The organism is Pedobacter xixiisoli, assembly GCF_900215335.1.
GTDB lineage: Bacteria > Bacteroidota > Bacteroidia > Sphingobacteriales > Sphingobacteriaceae > Pedobacter > Pedobacter xixiisoli.
Map to the genome: position 1 here is coordinate 114,097 of NZ_OCMT01000001.1, position 19,471 is coordinate 133,567.

General features: G+C 37.2%; 12 protein-coding genes. 7 read left to right on the forward strand and 5 right to left on the reverse strand.

The features are described from left to right. Positions 1-52: 52 nt before the first annotated feature. From CRO54_RS00535 to CRO54_RS00550, 4 genes are all read right to left on the reverse strand, one after another. Positions 53-1,948, reverse strand: a complete 1,896-nt coding sequence (locus tag CRO54_RS00535; protein WP_097129803.1) for a DUF3857 domain-containing protein — start codon at positions 1,946-1,948, stop codon at positions 53-55. Positions 1,949-2,080: 132 nt separating this feature from the next. Next, positions 2,081-4,066, reverse strand: coding sequence for a transglutaminase domain-containing protein (locus tag CRO54_RS00540; RefSeq protein ID WP_097127462.1), 1,986 nt, complete (start codon positions 4,064-4,066; stop codon positions 2,081-2,083). A 62-nt stretch (positions 4,067-4,128) separates the two neighbouring features. Beyond that, positions 4,129-5,961, reverse strand: coding sequence for an outer membrane protein assembly factor BamB family protein (locus tag CRO54_RS00545; RefSeq protein WP_097127464.1), 1,833 nt, complete (start codon positions 5,959-5,961; stop codon positions 4,129-4,131). 118 nt (positions 5,962-6,079) lie between these two features. Then, positions 6,080-6,472, reverse strand: coding sequence for a hypothetical protein (locus CRO54_RS00550; protein WP_138765720.1), 393 nt, complete (start codon positions 6,470-6,472; stop codon positions 6,080-6,082). Positions 6,473-6,783: 311 nt separating this feature from the next. On the opposite strand from CRO54_RS00550, the gene guaB reads away from it, so the two are divergent. The 6 genes from guaB (at position 6,784) to CRO54_RS00580 (ending at position 16,652) form a co-directional block, all read left to right on the forward strand. Beyond that, the gene (gene guaB, locus CRO54_RS00555; protein ID WP_097127470.1) at positions 6,784-8,256 is read left to right on the forward strand and encodes an IMP dehydrogenase; all 1,473 of its coding nucleotides are present in this window, start codon (positions 6,784-6,786) and stop codon (positions 8,254-8,256) included. 760 nt (positions 8,257-9,016) lie between these two features. Further along, a complete protein-coding gene (locus CRO54_RS00560) occupies positions 9,017-11,659 on the forward strand; it encodes a TonB-dependent receptor (RefSeq protein ID WP_097127472.1) in 2,643 nt (880 codons plus the stop codon). 158 nt (positions 11,660-11,817) lie between these two features. Next, a complete protein-coding gene (locus tag CRO54_RS00565) occupies positions 11,818-12,492 on the forward strand; it encodes an LOG family protein (protein WP_338065611.1) in 675 nt (224 codons plus the stop codon). Positions 12,493-12,899: 407 nt separating this feature from the next. Then, positions 12,900-13,697 (forward strand): uroporphyrinogen-III C-methyltransferase, encoded by a 798-nt coding sequence (gene cobA / locus CRO54_RS00570; RefSeq protein WP_097127475.1) that lies wholly within the window; start codon positions 12,900-12,902, stop codon positions 13,695-13,697. Between the two features lie 262 nt (positions 13,698-13,959). Beyond that, positions 13,960-15,366: a glycogen synthase gene (locus CRO54_RS00575; protein ID WP_097129807.1), complete on the forward strand. Its 1,407-nt coding sequence runs from the start codon at positions 13,960-13,962 to the stop codon at positions 15,364-15,366. Between the two features lie 14 nt (positions 15,367-15,380). Then, on the forward strand, positions 15,381-16,652 hold the full coding sequence (locus CRO54_RS00580; protein ID WP_097127478.1) for a glucose-1-phosphate adenylyltransferase: 1,272 nt from the start codon (positions 15,381-15,383) through the stop codon (positions 16,650-16,652). Between the two features lie 143 nt (positions 16,653-16,795). On the opposite strand, the gene CRO54_RS00585 is transcribed toward CRO54_RS00580, so the two are convergent. Further along, a complete protein-coding gene (locus CRO54_RS00585) occupies positions 16,796-17,476 on the reverse strand; it encodes a hypothetical protein (protein WP_097127481.1) in 681 nt (226 codons plus the stop codon). Between the two features lie 129 nt (positions 17,477-17,605). Here CRO54_RS00585 and CRO54_RS00590 point away from each other — a divergent pair, with 129 nt between their 5' ends. Further along, positions 17,606-19,390 (forward strand): glycoside hydrolase family 15 protein, encoded by a 1,785-nt coding sequence (locus CRO54_RS00590; protein WP_097127484.1) that lies wholly within the window; start codon positions 17,606-17,608, stop codon positions 19,388-19,390. The last annotated feature ends 81 nt before the right edge of the window (positions 19,391-19,471 follow it).

Consider the following 19,471-nt stretch of genomic DNA (forward strand, 5'->3'; position numbering starts at 1 on the left):
GATGAGATGATATAAAAATCCCCGATAGTTTAATCGGGGATTTTTATATCATTTATATTTTCGTTAAAACAGCCTTCAGTTTATCTGCTTGATAGATTTTCTTATAGAAATCTACATATTCATTGTATTTTTCAGGTGGATATTTACTGTTGTTCATCGTCTGAGTTCGAACATAGGTAATGATATTATCTTTCACCAAGAACTTGGCTGTATAACTTCCAAATTCAGAACTAATGTCGATATCTTTTGGCATAAACTCTACAGCGTATCCCTTTGGTAAGGTAAAGCTAATTTCGTCTTGGTCGTTATAGCTGTAAGGAACTGAGAAATGAGTTTTCCTGTTGTTGACTTTTGCAGGTGCGCTTTCTTTTCTGTTGGTTTGGTTTAAGGTAAGAAATAGCTTTTCTCCTCCTTTGGTAAATAACTGATTGGTTTTGAAATTGATTTCATCCGTCATTATTGGAATTGTTTTATCCGCTTGTTCAATCTTAAATCCAATTAACTCCGCCCCAGGAATATCGTTATTGCTGATGATAGATTTACGTTGTTCGCTAGGTTCTTTAAGTAGTAAGCTAAAGTTGTCTTCGAATTGGGCATTGCCATAATTTGTTCTAATGGCAATATTTGCTAATCCACTATCATCTATATCTATTTTAGTTTTCCTAATTTGATAATTGTCTTTAGCATTGTAAGTATTGGTACGCACTACCTTACCGCCATTTTCAGTAATCAATAAAACATCTCTGTCTGAGTTACTGTAACCAATAAATCCCATAGGTTTATATTGACTTGTACATTCTAAAAATAAGGTGTCGTTTTTTTGGGGTACACATAAAATCATGTGGTTAGATTGTCTGTTGCTAGCAAAATTCTTGTTCAAGCTAGGCATATCATTACCAATTAAAACTAGATTTGAATGGATACCAGCTTCGTTTAGCATGGCTTTCATGTAATTAGAAAGTGCCTTACAGTCGCCATAATTTACTTGGGCAACCTTTTCAGCTAAAATAGGTTTAAAGCCGCCAATACCTAATTGGATACTTACGTAACGTGTGTTTTGTTGCAAATAGTTATATAGAATTCTGATTTTCTCCTTTGTATTTGCAGCATCTTTTGTTAGTGACTGCACTTTTGCTTTTAACGTTTCAGGAAGTACATTACCACCTTCGTTCAGCTTATGGAACCACATACCAAAGTCTTTCCAGTTGTTCAAATTACCCTTTGTTCCATCAAACTCAAAATCATTAGAAGAAGCTAGAACCCAATTACTAACATCACTTAATCCACTGCTTAGTGGTTCGCTACCAATGGCAGGTCTATTTTCACTTTTCCAAACATACTTTGTTTTGTCGCTATTTTTTAGCGAGTCGGTTTTCAAACCGTTATTGGTGATAAAACGAAAAGTAATTCCCTTTGCAGTTTGAACAGTGTAGCTAGACTGTTCTACGGATACACCAAATCCCTTTAAATCTTGCCACGAAGGGTAGTCCAAAATTCCTTTAAAATCTTGAGAGTAGCTGTATTCTATCGTATAAGGAAAAGTTGTATTGCTAAAATTTAAGTATTTAACACGATTGTCATTGTAAATAGAGAAGCCATCAGAAGCACTTTCATCTTTAATATCAGCAGATTTGTAATCCTTTATTTTTTTTCCATTTGCATCATATATAGTGGCTTTTACACCGTAAATGCTTGAGAATTTGTCATAACCAATGACCATATTTGAAAAGCGTTCACCAGCTTTGTTTATAATGGTGATGGCAGTTTTATAATCATATTGTGCCGAACCTATACTTTTTACATCAAAGTTTTTTTGTTCGTTTCTCACAACAGCTACTGCATCTTGTTTTAGCTGGTCAGGAATTTTACTTACATCATAATTATTCTGCGCCCATGCAAACGTAGACATAAGAGCAATTAAGAGTGTTAAATAGATATGTTTTTTCATCTGTGTAAATTTATTTGCAATGGTGATGAAGCCACCATGATTTTTCACATTTTTTTGGTTCAATGGTGTTGAAGAGCGCTAAAGCCGTTTGTTCATCCCACTGTGTGATTTAAAAAATCATGGCAGATTCATTTAAGATTTTTTCTTGAACACAATTTGTTCTGCTTGTTTTTCTACGATTACTTTGAAAAGCTCTTTAATATCAAAGTATTCTTCTGGAGAAAAAACACTTTTGTTGATTTCGATGACACTTCTTACCAATACAGTTTTTTCTTGTGATAGGAAGCTTATGGTAAATGAACCCTTGTTTTCTGGAAGCTTGAAAACTCCACCTTTTGGTAATTTGTCAATTTCGTAATCTTCAGGAAAGTTAATGGTAGCCCGAATGCTTTCTTTCTTCGGATAACCAAAATCCACAGGGAAAGTTCTGGCTTCGTGCTTTAGAAAATTTTCTTTAGTTCGTTCGTAAAGTAGCGGATTAAGATATACCAAATTTCCTGCTTCTTCTACATTGTCTTCAATAGTAACCGTAAGCTCTTCGTTTAACAATTCCTCAAAATTATTCAAGTTATTGATTTTATAACTGTCGATTTCTAATCCTTGCTTATCTTTTTTCAAATTTTTGATAAACTCTGTTTCGCTGGCATTTGAACGATACCTGTTTCTTAAAGAAAGTGCTCCATAGCCTTTGTAATATTGAAGCATAGTGCCTTTTAGTTTGTTTTCCTTATCGAGTGTTAAGCTATAGTTGTAAATTTTTTCATCATTAAAAGAAGGTTCTAAGGCTATCCAAGTGCCAGTTTGAGATTTTAAATCAATAGAAAACCCTTGATGGTTTAGGCTTTGGTAAGAAACCATTCCTAGAAAATGATCATTATTAGTCGCATCCATAATAATGTCTTTTCCACCTATTTTTGCGCTAACTAAAACACTATTGAATTTAGAAATAATTGGATTTCCAGGATGCGCACCATTGTTGCGGGTACTAATTAAAACTGGATTTGCATCTATTTTCGCTTCCTTAAGGAAAATTAACAATAGAAGATTAATGTCTGCAGATGAACCTGTTTTCTTCTCTAAGATAGTTTTTGGATTAGTTTCGCTGGTATAACGGCGATAACTGTCGTTCCATTTAGTATTAGTTTTTACGTAATTGTAAATCAGGTTTGCAATTTTTAAAGTATCAGTCTCTGTTTTGATGATGGTAGGAAGCAAACTTTTGGCAACAGCATTTCTTTTTACGAAAAGTCCGAAGTTTTCATCTTCAGCTAAATCTTTGACAATTTTTGGCCAAGTACCGTTAAAATCCCTGTAGATATCATTTGGATATCGAGTCGCCATCAATTCAAATTCAATTGAAGAAATGTAATCGTCCATTGTGGTAATGAATGGTTCATCTTTCATCGCTGGAACATTTTCTGCAACATACTGACTGTAAACAGCACTAGAGTTTACGCCTGTCACATAATGCGCATTAATAGTTTCCCTTTTAGTTTGCGTTGGTCTGTAATAACCTATAAATGAAGGTTTGTAAAATAGGTATTCAGGTATTTTGACATTGTACTCTGTATACAACGTTGGAATACCGCTTTGAAATGACCAGCCGCGTAAATTGAAAGTGAAAGGAGACCTGATGGTGTATTTGTATTCTATAACCGAGCCTTCTTTTATATTAGCTAGGGTGTATTTCTTAATTTGGTAATTCTTGTTGAAGTTTTCGGTGAATTTTGCATCTTTCCCTAATTTAGTGATCACAAGCTTGTCATCTTCCATATTGTAAGTGGCTGCTTCCATTCTCGACACGTCTTCTTTTGCACTGTTTGAACCTCGGTACAATGCAATTTGAAAATCCGCTAAATCGTAGGCATTTTTGTTGATGATTTTATACCTCACATGTTGTTCAAATACAAATTCAAATCCGTTTCTGTCATTGTATTCGAAATAGCAGTCGCCAACATCAAATATTTTAACAGCTGCTGCTGCGGAGTCTTGCCCGAAAGGTTTAGCGTTAAAATCTTCTGGTGTTACTTTTCCAAACTTGAACTCTTTTTTTTGCGCATAGGTACTCAGAGACAGGCATAAGAAGCCTATGAGATAGATTGAGCGTTTAATTTTCATGGTTTTTCTTTATAACACAATGATAATAAAGAAAATCCGCAGAGAAAAATAAAAATTAGAGATTATAGCTCTTTTAATAAGGTTACCTTGCCATCCATTGTGCTTATTAGTAAAGTTTTATCGTCAATCACTTTAAAAGTATTTACCATGGAGTTATCAATTTTGTGAGCCCATAAAGTCTTTTGTTCTTTAGGACTGATGCAATAGATAGTTCCGTTTTTGGTGCCAAAGAATAACTTGCCATTTTTCTCAACCAAATCTGATGGCGTATGTTCGTATCCGTAGCCTGCGTTATATTTCCAAGCGACACCTTCGTTGGTACGTGTGGTTTTGTAAGCCACAATTTCGTCCTGCATGGTTTTGCCATACACTAAAGTGCTATCCGCAGATAAACCAATGGATTCACGAACCTTAGCCTCATTGTTTCTCCATAAAGTTTGACCAGTGGTCGCATCAATAGCTGTTAAAACACGGTCTGGAGCTGCAATATAAATCGTGTTGTTTGCCGCAACTGGAGTAGCCATTGCAGGAGAAAACATTCTGTTGGCGTGGCCATTATTCCATTTCCAAAGTAAGGCTCCAGTATTGATATCTAATGCGTACAAATGACGTCCCCAAGAACCAAAAATGATTTTACCTTGATAGATTAACGGTTTGCCCACAATGGTGCCTTCCACGTCTGCAAATTGCCATTTTAGCTTTCCTGTTTTTACAGCTAGCGCTTTGAAAGTGTTATCGCTTGCTCCAATAAAAACGGTTTTTCCTTCTACTATAGGCGAACCTAATACAGATTTTTTTGCTGCGGTCTTCCAAACCAATTTGCCATCTTTTAAATTCAATGCATAGATGTTACCATCTCCAGAACCAAAAATCACTAATTTATCGGCACTAATTATTGGCGAAGAGTAAATTGCTCCCTGCGTTCGGTAAGTCCACACAGGTTTTCCAGTTTTTCTATTTAAGGCTTCTATGAGTCCAATGCTATTCCCGAAAACCACCAAATCGTTACTGTAGGCAGGCGTATTAACCACATTGGCATTTGAGTGGTAAGTCCAAACTGGCTTAACAATGTTGTATTTTTGGTTGATGGCAAATTCTGGACGTTCATAGGTTTTGCCATCACTAACGAAAGTTTTTAAGCTTATTTTGCGCCAAGCTGGCATTAGCGCTTCGGTAGGTTTTTTAGTAGCGAAATAAGCAGTGTCTTTGTTCATCGTTACGATATTGTAGCCGCCAATACTGTCTTTAGCTCTCAGGTTAGAACGTCCCATGGTACCTTGTATACCTTCGAAATTATACGCTTTGTTTTGATGTCCGTGTCCGCAAATCGAATATTGGATGTTTTTCTTCTTTAACCTATCAATGGCCTCGTACCAATTGTCTAGACTGTTATCCAAAGGGTAATGATTGATGTAGATGATCGGCATGCTTTTAGGAGTTTTGTTTAACACACTATCCAACCAAACGGTAGCATCACGTGGAATATGGCCATCACTCATACGAACATATGGACCCGAAGCGCAGGCAATAAAGCGATAACCATTATAATCGAAGGTGAATTTGTCGTAGCCAAACTCTCTAATGAAAGATACGCCTCCAGATTCCGACCAGCCTGTATCATGATTACCAGGGATAACGTAGAATTTTTTATTCAACCCAGCTAGTATCTCTTTAGCAAGTTTCAGCTCTTCGTTAGTACCCATCTCGGTAATATCGCCAGTAACCAGTACAAAATTGATGTCTGTTTGTGAATTGATATCAGCAACAGTCCTTCGTAAATCTTCTTCGCCCGTAGCGGTGCCAACATGGGTATCGGTTACAAAAGCATATTTGAAGTTCTGAGCATAGCTGAAATTCGCAATCAATAATAAGATTGCTATAAAGAAATTCTTCATCGATTAATCATTCCTAATAGTTGGAATGAAGTTAGGATAAATATTTGTCGTAGAAGAATTCCAAAGAAATTTTGACGTATAAAATCAGGTTTTCCATATTGTATAAATTAATTGGTGGTTAATAAACTAATTTAGGTTTTCCGTTTTCGCAGGTTACAGATTTTGGGGCTAGGATTAAGTCACAAGTAGAAACAATAGTCCATTTTTTATTGTACGCAATTTCAAGTGCTTTATAGTCGGCAACTAGTTTTTCAAACTCAATAACATCTATGCTAGTGCTATAGGCTAAAAAACCAACAGGTCCTCCACAGCCCCTTTCTCCATACCCCGTAAATTTTAATTCGTAAGATTCATTATTACAAGTACTGCTTTCTGCTAAAGCCTTGATTTTTGTGAATAGTTGCTTTAATTCTTGTTGATCTTTGTTTTTAGTTTCGTCTTTATCGCAACTGCTAACAAAAACCATTGCAGAGAGTAGTAAGCAAAAAAAGTAGAATTTGGATTGGTTCATGATTTAGGTTTTGTAGCCCATACGTGGTTCTACAAATAAACGCTACAAGCTGGAGAAAAATAGTAGCATTGTTGTGGGTACACCAAACCCGATGGCAGCGGTTATCTCCCGATTTAATCGGCAGTGTTTTTACATGGTTAGCATATGCTTGTGCTTTTCACAGGTTTTATCGGGAATAATAGCGTACAGCGGGACTATCCGTTGCGATGAAAAAGAACAATTCCTTTACCAAAATATAACAATCCCTATTTTATTTTACGGTGAAATATTGTATCTTTGCCCCGCAAATAAGAACTACTAATTTATTTGCTATGCAACTCGATCCCCAAAAATTTATTGCTTTAGGTTTAACATACGACGACGTTTTGTTAGTGCCTGCATATTCAGAGATTTTGCCCCGTGACGTAAATACCAGCACTTTTTTAACCAAAAAAATCAAACTAAATGTTCCTTTGGTTTCTGCTGCCATGGATACGGTAACTGAAGCCGAATTGGCTATCGCTATTGCTCAAAATGGAGGTGTAGGTATGCTACACAAAAATATGAGCATAGACAGACAAGCTGAGGAAGTACGTAAGGTAAAACGTTCGGAAAGTGGCATGATCCAAGATCCGGTAACTTTATTGGAGACTTCGGTAGTTGCAGATGCTTTTAAAATTATGAAAGAGCATAAAATTGGCGGTATTCCAGTAGTTAGTGCAGACAATAAATTGGTAGGTATTATCACCAATAGAGATTTGCGTTTTCAAAAAGATATGGCTAAGCCAATTGCGCAAGTAATGACCAAAGAAAATTTGATTACTGCCCCAGAGGGAACAACTTTAAAGCAAGCAGAAGAAATTTTACAAGATCATAAAATAGAAAAATTACCTGTAGTTAATGCAGAAGGTTTTTTAAGTGGCTTAATTACTTTTAAAGATATCCAAAAAGTAAAGCACTATCCACATGCTTGTAAAGACGAACGCGGTCGTTTACGTGTAGGTGCTGCAGTTGGTGTTACGCCAGATACCTTACAACGTGTTGATGCTTTGGTAAATGCCGGTGTTGACGTAATTACTATCGATACTGCCCACGGTCACTCGAAAGGTGTAGTAGATAAGTTAAAGGAAGTAAAAGCTAAATATCCAGAATTGCAAGTGATTGTAGGTAACATTGCTACAGGTGCAGCAGCTAAGTTTTTAGCAGAAGCAGGTGCTGATGCCGTAAAAGTAGGTATTGGTCCAGGTTCTATTTGTACCACCAGAATTATTGCAGGGGTAGGGGTGCCTCAGTTGTATGCTGTTTTCGAATGTGCTAAAGCTTTAAAAGGAACAGGAGTACCAGTTATTGCAGATGGTGGTATTAAACACACAGGAGATATCGCAAAAGCAATTGCAGCAGGAGCAAGCACGGTAATGGCGGGTTCATTATTCGCAGGAGTAGAAGAAAGTCCAGGCGAAACTATCATTTACGAAGGACGTAAGTTTAAATCTTATCGCGGTATGGGTTCTATCGAAGCGATGGAGCAAGGTTCTAAAGACCGTTATTTCCAAGATGTAGAAGATGATATCAAAAAATTAGTACCAGAAGGAATTGTAGGTCGCGTACCATACAAAGGAACTTTGGCAGAGGTAATGTATCAATACATCGGCGGTTTACGTGCCAGTATGGGCTATTGTGGAGCTGCTAGCATCGAAAAATTACAAGAGGCACAATTTGTACAAATTACTGCGGCAGGTATGCGTGAAAGTCATCCACACGATATTACCATTACTAAGGAAGCACCAAATTATACGAGTAAGTAGATAACCCTCAGGCCGTAAAGGGGAGTTAACAAAAAGTTCCTTTTAGGGGATTTAGGGGTAAAGCATATACAGCGGGGCATCGGTTACGATAGCCCCGCTTTTCGTTACAAGTTTTTTGTGAACTTTAATGCTAAACCTCGTAGGTTTTCAAGACCTACGAGGTTCAAAGCAAGTGCAACAAAAAAGCTTTTCACTACAATCGGGTTTAATTAAGATAAATCTGTGCAACTAGGCAGTTTTGGTCATAACGCTCATCAAAAATCATCTAACTATTAAAAATTGTTAAAATGGTTTACAATTAGGTCTTCACTTTGGCCCACGATTTAAATCGTGGGCCAAAGTGAAGATGTTTCAAAGAATCTCGAGGTTCAAATTTGTATTTCTCGCTATTCCGGATTTGCAATCCGGAATTTTTATCTGTGGATTTGTAATCCACGCCTTTCAAAAAATAGAATTCAAATTTCAACACTAATTTATCTGTATTGGAAAGATTGCCTCATCCAATGATGAACCTTATCATCATGACGAATAAGGTGATAATGTCACACATTTTTCAAAATAAAATTTCGAATTGTAAAAACTTTAATATATTTGTCTACTAATTCTATAGATATTATATATAATTAAAATTTTTGATATGAAAAAAGTCCATAATCTCATGTGTTGCTGTTGCGTAGAAAAAACATCTAGCTATTTGAACGCTCGTAGAAACGCTCTCAAAATACCCATACAGCAAACATTCTAACATCCAATTACAACAATGAAAATCAAACTATACCAACTAAGAAATTATATTTATTTTACTTCATTAACTATCATCTTCTCTATCTCTGGCAATGCTACTTTTGCACAAAGCGTACTTACTGGAGTAGTTAAACGCAACGACGGCTCGGCAGTCCCTCACGCTACTGTTAAAGTTAGAGGCGCAAATATCTCCACAAGTGCCAACGAAAAAGGCGAATTTCGTCTAGCCTCGGTTCCGGAGGTTCCATTCTATATCCAAGTTAGCTCGGTAGGTTTCAAACCGCAAGACTTTCAAATCATCACCATATCGGCTACACCTTTAGAACTTGTTTTGCTAGAAGCATCGCAACTAGACCAAATTGTAGTAACTTCTAGGCGCCGTTCGGAGGTATTACAAGAAGTACCTATTCCAATTACAGTTATCGGTGGACAAGCAGCTGAAAATGCTGGAGCTTTCAACGTTAACCGTTTAAAAGAGCTCGTGCCATCGGTTCAGTTATATGCTTCAAATGCTAGAAATACCACTTTAAATATCCGTGGTTTAGGCTCTACTTTTGGCTTAACTAATGATGGTATCGATCCTGGTGTTGGATTCTACGTAGATGGTGTTTACCATGCTCGTCCGGCTGCCACCTCAACAGATTTTATTGATATCGAGCAGATTGAAGTAATCAGAGGTCCGCAAGGAACTTTGTTTGGAAAAAACACTACCGCTGGCGCATTCAACATCACTACCAGAAAACCTAGTCAAGTGCCAAGTGGTAAAGTTGAATTAAGCTTTGGTAATTACAATTTCATCCAAGCTAAAGCAACCGTTACTAGCGGAGTAGCAAAAAATCTAGCTGCTAAAATCTCAGTTTCGGGCACGCAACGCGATGGTACCATTTGGAATGTGAAGGAAGAGCGCAGATACAGCGGACAGAACAATTTAGGTGCTAAAGGTCAATTGTTGTTTACACCAAACGAAAAACTAGAGTTATTATTAAGTGGTGATGTAAGCATTCAACATCCAGCTGGTTATCCTTTGGTGGTTGCTGGCGTAACGGCTACAGAAAGAAGTGCTTTCCGCCAGTACAATGAAATTGTAACAAACACCGCTAATGGTTTGGGCTATCAACTACCTAAAATAGATCCGTATTCTAGAGAGATTTATACCAATACACCTTGGAGACATAACCAATCTATCGGAGGTATCTCTTTAAATGCAGATTATAAAATTGGTGGTGGTAAACTAACTTCAACCACAGCTTGGAGATTCTGGAATTGGGATCCAACTAATGATAGAGATTTTACGGAGTTTTCGGCATTAACTAAATCACAGGGTAACACTCGTCACGATCAATATTCGCAAGAAATTAGATATGCAGGAGATATTACCGAAAAATTGAGCGGTGTAATAGGAGTGTTCGTTTTGGGTCAGAACCTACAAGGTTTAGGTCAAACTGAAGAAGTAGGTAGAGACCAATGGAGATTTGTACAAACCAGCGCAACTGGGGAGCAAGCTTTATACAATACTTACCGTGATTTATTGACTGGTTATGGTATCACTACCAATTCTACCATCAAATCATTAAGTGCTGCCGTTTTTGCACAGGTAGACTGGGAAGTTTTAGATAAATTACACGTATTGCCGGGCATCAGGTTTACTTACGATAAAAAGGAAGTTGATTACGATAGACAAACTTACGGAGGCGGAACAATTGATAGTGCTGATCCAAATGCAGCAGCATTGCGCAGATTAAAGGCCGCTGTTTATGCGAACCAGCAATTTAATACGAGTACAAATAATAATAATCTTTCTGGAAACTTAACAGTTTCTTATCGTCCAAGCGATAAACTAAATGTCTTTGGTACTTATTCAACCGCTTACAAACCAGTGGGCGTAAATGTGGGAGGTTTGCCAACAACATCAACAGGAGCAGCCGATTTATCTGTGGCGGTAGTAAAACCTGAATATGTGCAACATTACGAGTTAGGTTTAAAAACTAAGCCAGCAACTGGCGCTTTACTAAATGTAACTGCTTTTAGAACAGATATCAAAGATTACCAAACTAATGTACAATCGCCGCAATTAGGTGTAAACAGAGGTTATTTGGCAAATGCAGAAAAAGTAAGAGTGCAAGGTTTGGAGGTTGATGGTAGCTATCAGTTGCAAAGGTTCTTAAGCTTAAATGCTGCAGTCGCTTATTTAGATGGTAAGTATGTTAGCTTCACCAATGCGCCACTTCCATTGGAAGAAACTGGGCACGTAGAAACTGTAAATGGCGTACCTAATACACAAGTAGCATTTAAAGATGCTTCTGGCGGCCGTTTACCGGGTATTTCTAAATGGAATATTTCTGGAGGTGCCGAGTTAAGCACTGCTGGAAGCCTGATTGAAAAAGAAGGTAGATTCTTTATCGCTGGTGATGTTTCTTATCGTTCAGAATATTCTTCAAATCCAACACCTTCAAGAGTTTTGGTGATAGGTGGATATACTTTGTTAAATGCAAGGCTTGGATTTAGATCAGAGAAATTTTCGATTTTTGCATGGGCAAGAAACCTCGGTGGAACTAACTATTTTGAGCAATTACAAGCTGCAGCGGGTAACTCTGGTTTGTATGCTGGTGTATTGGGAGATCCAAGAACTTACGGAGCTACGTTAAGATTTGGATTTTAATAAAAATTCAAGACTTACGAAGTTTTTAAACGGCGAAGCCCTCAACTTTTCCATTAGAAAAATAAATTAGACTAAAGTTAAAATTTGTAAGTCTCTATTTTGATCCGTCATTTCGACGAGGAACGAGGAGAAATCTCTAAACTTTATCTTTTAATTTAATGAAAATGGCCAGTGTATTAACGCTGGCCATTTCTTATTTCAGGAAAAAGAGTTTTATCTTCGCTGCACAATTTTATAGTATGGAAAAATTAAAATCACTTTGTGTTTACTGCGGTTCAAATTTTAATGGAGATCCAGTTTTGAAACAAGCTATCGTAGATTTAGCAAAAGCAATGGTGTCGCAAGAAATTAGCTTGGTGTATGGAGGTGGTAGCGTAGGTGTAATGGGCGTAATTGCAGATGAAGTAATGGTTTTAGGCGGAACTGTAACAGGAGTAATTCCGCAGTTTTTGATGGATAAAGAGGTAGGACATAAAGGTATTACCCAAATGATCATCACCGAAAATATGCACCAACGTAAACAAAAAATGGCAGATCTTTCTGATGGTTTTGTGATTTTACCCGGTGGATTTGGAACACTCGAAGAGTTTTTTGAAGTATTGACTTGGTTACAGCTGGGTCTGCATGCCAAACCTATTGGAGTATTAAATGTTGGCGGTTTTTATGATCCCCTTTTTGCTCAAATGGATGTGATGGTGAAACACCGCTTCCTAAAACAAACCAATAGAGATTTAGTAATCAACGAAAGTGATGCAAATATCCTAATAGAAAAAATGCAATGCTTTTCGGCTGCACCGGATGAGGTTTGGTTTAGAGATAGAAATTTGACTTAATTTTCAATTTCTGATTGCTTATTGATCGTTTCTTGCTCTGTTCTATCATGCTGAATTTATTTCAGCATCTGCTTTTACAGTTTTAATAACTGAGCTAGAGTTTTCAGATATGAATCTAGAATGTTGCCACTGCCTATTTCCAAAATAGTATTGCTTACCAAAGTTAAATAGCCCTGAACGAAGCGAAAAGCCCGCAGGTGAAGTGTAACGGAACCGAGGACTTGTAGCGAAGTGCAGGACTGAAGAATCGATGAAATATTGAAACTGCGCTTCAAGTATCATAGTAAATCTATCCTGTACTAAATTTATCCTGCTGATTTTTAATGGATTGTATTTTCTTTAAAATTAATTCTACTAAATAGGTAGAATTTATATACATTTGTATTGTTGATTAAAAATACAGAGAGATGATTTTAGAAAAAGTAGAAAGAAACACTGTTGAACCTAAAATAACTTTAGTAGGTGCTGGTCCTGGAGATCCAGATTTGTTAACCTTGAAAGGTGTAAAAGCTTTGGCAAGTGCAGACGTAGTATTATACGATGCTTTAGTGAATGAAGCTTTATTAAATCATGCGCCAGAAAATGCCATCAAAGTTTATGTGGGCAAACGTTCTGATGACGAGTCTTTCTCTCAAAAATTAGTCAACAAATTAATGATCGATTACGCATTGAACTATGGTCACGTAGTAAGATTGAAAAGTGGTGATCCATTTGTTTTTGCTCGTGGCTACGAAGAAGTTCACGTAGCAGATTCTTACAATATTCCTACCGAAATTGTACCAGGTGTTTCTAGTGCGCTAGGTGTACCAGGGTTGCAAAAAATCCCTATGGTTTATGGTAATATGAGCGAAAGTTTTTGGGTAGTAACAGGAACCAATGCTCAGGGGCAAATTTCTCCAGACCTGTATGTAGCAGCAAAATCTAACGCTACTATTGTAGTACTAATGGGTATCGAAAAAATCAAAGAAATTGCTTCGATTTTTAAATCAGAAGGTAAAGCTAATTTACCAGTTGCCGTAATTGAAAACGGTTCGTCTACCGAAGAAAATGTAGTGGTTGGAATTGTAGATACGATCGAAGAATTAATAGAAGAAAAGAAATTAAGTTCGCCAGCTTTATTGGTGTTCGGGAATGTGGTGTCTTTACATCCTCAGTTCAATGCTATACACGAATTTTATGCGATAATGTCGCAAGAAGAATATTAAAGACTTATTACTTAGAGTAATATTTTTGTTTGGTTGTGATTAGCTGGGCCCTGCGCCCAGCTTTTTCTTTTTTAAAGCTTTTTTTTGTTCGCCACAGATGCACAGATATCGTCGACATATAATTTATCTAAGCATATAGAATCTATCCGTGCATCTGCGGCTAAATTGATATTCATTAGTTTTCTAAATTTATTTGGAGTAAATGTTTGCAATGCTCAATCATTTGCCTAATTTAAAGCAATTTCTATCCGAGTATTATTTTATGGAGATCATACATCTAAGTGCAGAGTGCTATCCCGTTGCTAAAGTAGGTGGTTTAGGCGATGTTGTTGGGGCTTTGCCCAAATATCAAAACAAACTGGGCCATGTGGCCAAGGTGGTTATGCCTGCCTATAATTCTAAGTTTTTATACGAAAATGAGTTTGAAACAGTTTACGATGGCTGGGTAAAAGTAGCTTCGACCAATTATCAAGCTAGAATATTAAGAGAGAAGACTAACAAACTAGGGTTTGATATTTTTTTAGTCCACATTGCTGGATTATTTGATAGAGAAGGTGTTTATGGTTATAGCGACGACACCGAACGTTTTATCGCTTTCCAGATTGCCGCACTAGATTGGATTGCACAGTGGGAGCATCGCCCTGATGTTGTCCACGTACATGATCATCATACAGGTTTAATTCCGTTTATGCTGGGTAATTGTAATCAATACCGTCATTTAAGTCAGATACCAACGGTATTAACCATACATAATGCGCAATACCAAGGGCAATTTGGTTGGGACAAACTTCATTATTTTCCGCCTTTCGATCTAATTAATACTAATAAACTGGACTGGGATAATGCAATCAATCCATTAGCATCTGCAATTAAATGTGCTTGGCGTGTAACTACAGTGTCTCCGAGTTATTTAGAAGAGATTAGCCATGTTGCCAATGGTCTAGAAGGATTACTTTCGCAAGAGCGAGGAAAATCTATCGGTGTGCTTAATGGTATAGATACTGAGGTGTGGAATCCGCAGAAAGACAAGATGATAGTGAAAGGTTTTAATGCCCGTACCATAGAAAGTGGAAAAAAAGCAAACAAAGAGGAGCTTTGCCGTGTTTTTAACCTCGATTCCACTAAACCACTATTTACATTTATCGGTCGTTTAGTAGGGGAAAAAGGAGCGGATTTATTGCCTGATATTTTTTACAATGCCTTAGCGCAAAGCGATGGCGAAATCAATATTTTAGTATTAGGCTCTGGAGATTCGCATGTAGAAGACCGATTGAATGAAATTACACATCATTACGCAGGTAGGTACAATGCTTATATAGGCTATAATGAGGCATTATCTCATCAAATTTATGCAGGGGCAGATTTCCTGCTGATGCCATCAAGGGTAGAACCTTGCGGATTGAACCAAATGTACGCATTGAGATATGGAACCATTCCAATTGTAAGGCGAATTGGCGGATTGAAAGATACGGTAATTGATATTGGCGATGGAGGTTTTGGAATCTGTCACGATCAAACTAGCGTTTGGGATGTGGGACATGCGATAGGTAGGGCATATGAATTATACCTTGACCAGGATAAAGTTAAAGAAATAAGAAGATATATGATGTCGATAGACCACTCGTGGGACAATTCGGCACAGCAATACATAGATATATACCAAATGTAAAACAATAAAAAACTATGACGGACAAAGTATTAGGAGTTATTTTAGGAGGCGGTCAAGGGTCGAGATTAGCACCGTTAACATTAACCAGATCCAAGCCAGCGGTGCCTATTGCAGGTAAATATCGTTTGGTAGATATTCCCATTTCCAACTGCTTAAACTCGGGTATTCATCGCATGTTCGTGCTTACACAGTTTAACTCTGCATCGCTTAATAAACACATCAAAAATACTTACCATTTTAGCCATTTTTCGAAGGCTTTTGTAGATATTTTAGCTGCAGAGCAAACGCCAGACAATCCAGCTTGGTTTCAGGGTACGGCTGATGCGGTGCGCCAGTGTATGCACCATATCGTAAGTCACGAATTTGATTATATTTTGATTCTTTCGGGAGATCAACTGTATCAGATGGATTTTAAGGATATGTTGCAAGCGCACATTGATGCAGAAGCAGAAATTTCTATTGCAACTATTCCGGTGACGGCAAAAGATGCAAATGATTTCGGTATCATGAAAACAGATGAGCAAAATGTAATTACTTTATTTATCGAGAAACCTAAAGACGAACTGCTGCCGGATTGGACTTCTGATACTGGTGAAGAAATGCAACGCGAAGGAAAGCATTTCTTGGCATCTATGGGTATTTATGTTTTCAATAGAGATGTCTTAATCAAGATGTTGAATGAAAATCCAGAGGAAAAGGATTTTGGTAAGGAGATTATCCCGAGAGCCTTAGAAAATAATAAGGTGTTGAGTTATCAATACGAAGGTTACTGGACAGACATCGGTAATATTTCATCATTCTTTGAAGCTAACTTAGGTTTAACAGATGATTTGCCTCAATTCAATATGTTTGATACAGCACATACTATTTTCACCAGATCTAGGATGTTGCCACCATCAAAAATTTCGGGAACTACTTTGGAAAAAGCCATTATTGCAGAAGGCTGTATTGTACAGGCAAGTAGGGTAGAACATTCGGTTTTGGGTATCAGATCACGTATTGGACGAGGAACAACCATTGCTAATTGCTATGTAATGGGAAGCGATCGTTACCAAACCCTTGAAGAAATTAACCACGCTAATAATGTCGGCACGCCTTTATTGGGTATTGGCGATAGATGTTATATTAATAATGCCATCATTGACAAAAACTCTAAAATAGGTAATGATGTACGCATTAATGGTGGCTCACATTTAGCCGAAGGCGATTTCGGGTTTTATGTGGTGAAAGATGGAATTGTAGTAGTGAAAAAAGGAGCAGTGGTGCCAAATGGTACGGTGATATAATTTCGTTGGCGAAATAACCAACTATTTAGTCCGTCATTTCGAGAGAGGAACGACGAGAAATCTATTTGATTGTAAGGTTTCTCCTCGTGCTTCGTCCAAATGACGGATTTTTACATTTTGCAGTTTAAATTGACTTCTGGTTCTTAAGATATCCAAGTTTCTTCTATTTTATCTATTTTCCACTTATTATCTTCTTGTTTAATATAAATGATGTAACCTTGCCCGCATCTTTCTCCGCAGCTATAGCCTGCGCTTAATATGCCGTAGCTTTTACTTTCATCAAACACTATTCTGCTAACATTGAAAAAACCAGAAAATACAAAGTCGTATTTTTCATTCCAAACATTGATATTTTTAGAAAAAGAGCTATCGTTTTTGAATTTGAAATGTTTGTTTAGTTTTATCGAATTGATATCCATCGTCAAGTTTTCTTTAGAATTGGTTTTTAAAATTTTTCTATTTGTGTAACTAGCAAGTTTCTTTTCCAGTGAATCTGTCGATATTTTTATCAGAAGATTAAATGCTAAGTATATAGAGGAAGTACCTTTTTCGATGGAATCTAATTTAAATTGCCATTGCTTCAATAGTTGTTTATGTTGCTTTCCTTGAGTTGCCTTTGTAATCGAATTCATTCCGGCTGGAGGAGGAAAAGTTATAAATGTAGGAGGGCTAAGAAAAATTCTAGGATCTTGACACGTACTGTCTACAATACTTGGGATTATTCCAATTAGCACATTCTTCTCAAAATCGATATTTTCTGTTTTAGTTTTACAGCTAAAAATTATGTTGACTAGGACCAAATAAATCCAAATTATTTTTTTCATATTAAAGGTTAATGTTTTTAAAGATGATGATAATTAGCTAGTGTTTTCATAAACTATAGTGATTAAATTAATCGAATTTAAACCATCCCATCATTTTTCTGTTGTAATTATAAACATCCCATTTTTTTTATGACAGCTACACATTTATATCAAACAGGAATTATTGGAAACTGCTCTTACATCGCTCACATTCACAAAAACACAAATATTAGTTGGCTCTGCTGGCCCAAGTTCGATAGCTCCTTTGTTTTTGGAGGTATGCTCGATGAACAAAAAGGAGGTAAATGTACCATTCTGCCAACCACAGATTACAGCTCGCATCAGTATTACATAGAAAATACTAATGTACTTAGAACGGAAATTACAGCTGCAGATGGTAAATATCGTATCACTGATTTTGCGCCACGTTTTCATTTACACGAACGTTATTTTAAACCTTTAATGTTAGTGCGGAAGATAGAACCATTGGAGGGTAGTCCGCGTATTAGAGTGGCTTGCGAGCCAGTTTGCGATTATGGAAGAAGTAAAATGAGAAGTGCGCTAGGTAGCAATCACATTGATTATTTCGGTTGCGAAGAAGATATGCGATTGACTACAAACGTATCGTTAAATTATATTTTGGATGAACAAGATTTCGTATTGAACGATGCTAAATACCTGATTTTTACCTACGGCTATAATTTGGATGCTCCGGTGGTAGCCACTGCAGAACAATTTTTAAGAGAAACCACTACTTATTGGCGCACATGGATTAAGCATTCTTCAATAGCAGGGTTTTACCAACCACAGGTGATTCGGTCTGCACTCGTTTTAAAAATTCATCAATACGAAGATACCGGTGCCATTATTGCGGCAAGTACAACCAGTTTGCCAGAATCTCCCGGAAGTACGAGAAACTGGGATTATCGTTATTGCTGGCTTCGAGATTCATTTTATGTGCTTACCTCGTTAAACCACATTGGCCACTTTGAGGAAATGGAAAAATACTTCAATTACATGTCAGACATCAGTTTTGATACAGACAAACGTTATCAGCCGTTATATGGTATCACAGGTAAACGAAATATAGTTGAAGAAACTTTAGAGCATTTGAATGGTTATTTGGGAGAAAAACCCATCCGTGTAGGCAACCAAGCTTATGAACATATACAAAATGACATTAACGGACAGGTGCTCATTTCGATGTTGCCACTTTATACCGACCACAGATATGTGTTTTCGGAGCGAGGCGATTCGGTGCGTTGGATAGAAAGTGTATTGGAGAAAATAGAAATGACCATTGACGAAAAAGATGCCGGAATTTGGGAATTCAGAAACATAGCTAATACACATTGCTACAGTAATTTATTTCAATGGGCGGGGGCTAATGCGGCATTGAAGATGGCAAAAACGATAGGTAATCAATCTTTGCAGGAACGAGCTAAAGTGCTAATTGATAAAGCTGCCGAGCATATAGAGGCTTGTTATGACGAGGAAAGAAAAGTGTATACCAATGCAGTTGGCAGTAAGCATTTGGATGCAAGTACGCTTCAGTTGATTATGATGAATTATTTAGATCCTTCATCACAACGTGCTAAAGACCATTTGATTGGTTTGGAAAAAGAGTTGAAAACTGAAGACGGATTGTTCTATCGTTACTTGCATGCCGATGATTTCGGTAAGCCAAAAACAACTTTCTTGATTTGTGCTTTTTGGTATGTAGAAGCTTTGGCCTGCGTGGGTAGGGTAGATGAAGCGATTGAAGCATTTGAGAATATCATCCGTTATTGTAATCACTTGATGCTATTTAGCGAAGATGTAGATGCAAAAACTGGTAGTCAGTGGGGTAACTTTCCACAGGCTTACAGCCATGTTGGTTTGATGAATGCAGCTTATAGAATTGCTACTAAATTGGATAGACCAGTCTTTTTGTAATCCATCATCGTCATTTCGACCGAGGCGTAGCTAGTGGAGAAATCTTTGAATATGTTTATTTGCAAGTTCAAAGATTTCTCG

Bases quoted from the DNA above. Each gene is read 5' to 3' on its own strand.
- CRO54_RS00575 (WP_097129807.1), top strand. From the start codon at position 13,960: ATGGAGATCATACATCTAAGTGCAGAGTGCTATCCCGTTGCTAAAGTA.
- guaB (WP_097127470.1), top strand. From the start codon at position 6,784: ATGCAACTCGATCCCCAAAAATTTATTGCTTTAGGTTTAACATACGAC.
- CRO54_RS00585 (WP_097127481.1), bottom strand. From the start codon at position 17,476: ATGAAAAAAATAATTTGGATTTATTTGGTCCTAGTCAACATAATTTTT.
- CRO54_RS00550 (WP_138765720.1), bottom strand. From the start codon at position 6,472: ATGAACCAATCCAAATTCTACTTTTTTTGCTTACTACTCTCTGCAATG.
- cobA (WP_097127475.1), top strand. From the start codon at position 12,900: ATGATTTTAGAAAAAGTAGAAAGAAACACTGTTGAACCTAAAATAACT.
- CRO54_RS00540 (WP_097127462.1), bottom strand. From the start codon at position 4,066: ATGAAAATTAAACGCTCAATCTATCTCATAGGCTTCTTATGCCTGTCT.
- CRO54_RS00590 (WP_097127484.1), top strand. From the start codon at position 17,606: ATGACAGCTACACATTTATATCAAACAGGAATTATTGGAAACTGCTCT.
- CRO54_RS00565 (WP_338065611.1), top strand. From the start codon at position 11,818: ATGAAAATGGCCAGTGTATTAACGCTGGCCATTTCTTATTTCAGGAAA.
- CRO54_RS00545 (WP_097127464.1), bottom strand. From the start codon at position 5,961: ATGAAGAATTTCTTTATAGCAATCTTATTATTGATTGCGAATTTCAGC.
- CRO54_RS00535 (WP_097129803.1), bottom strand. From the start codon at position 1,948: ATGAAAAAACATATCTATTTAACACTCTTAATTGCTCTTATGTCTACG.
- CRO54_RS00560 (WP_097127472.1), top strand. From the start codon at position 9,017: ATGAAAATCAAACTATACCAACTAAGAAATTATATTTATTTTACTTCA.
- CRO54_RS00580 (WP_097127478.1), top strand. From the start codon at position 15,381: ATGACGGACAAAGTATTAGGAGTTATTTTAGGAGGCGGTCAAGGGTCG.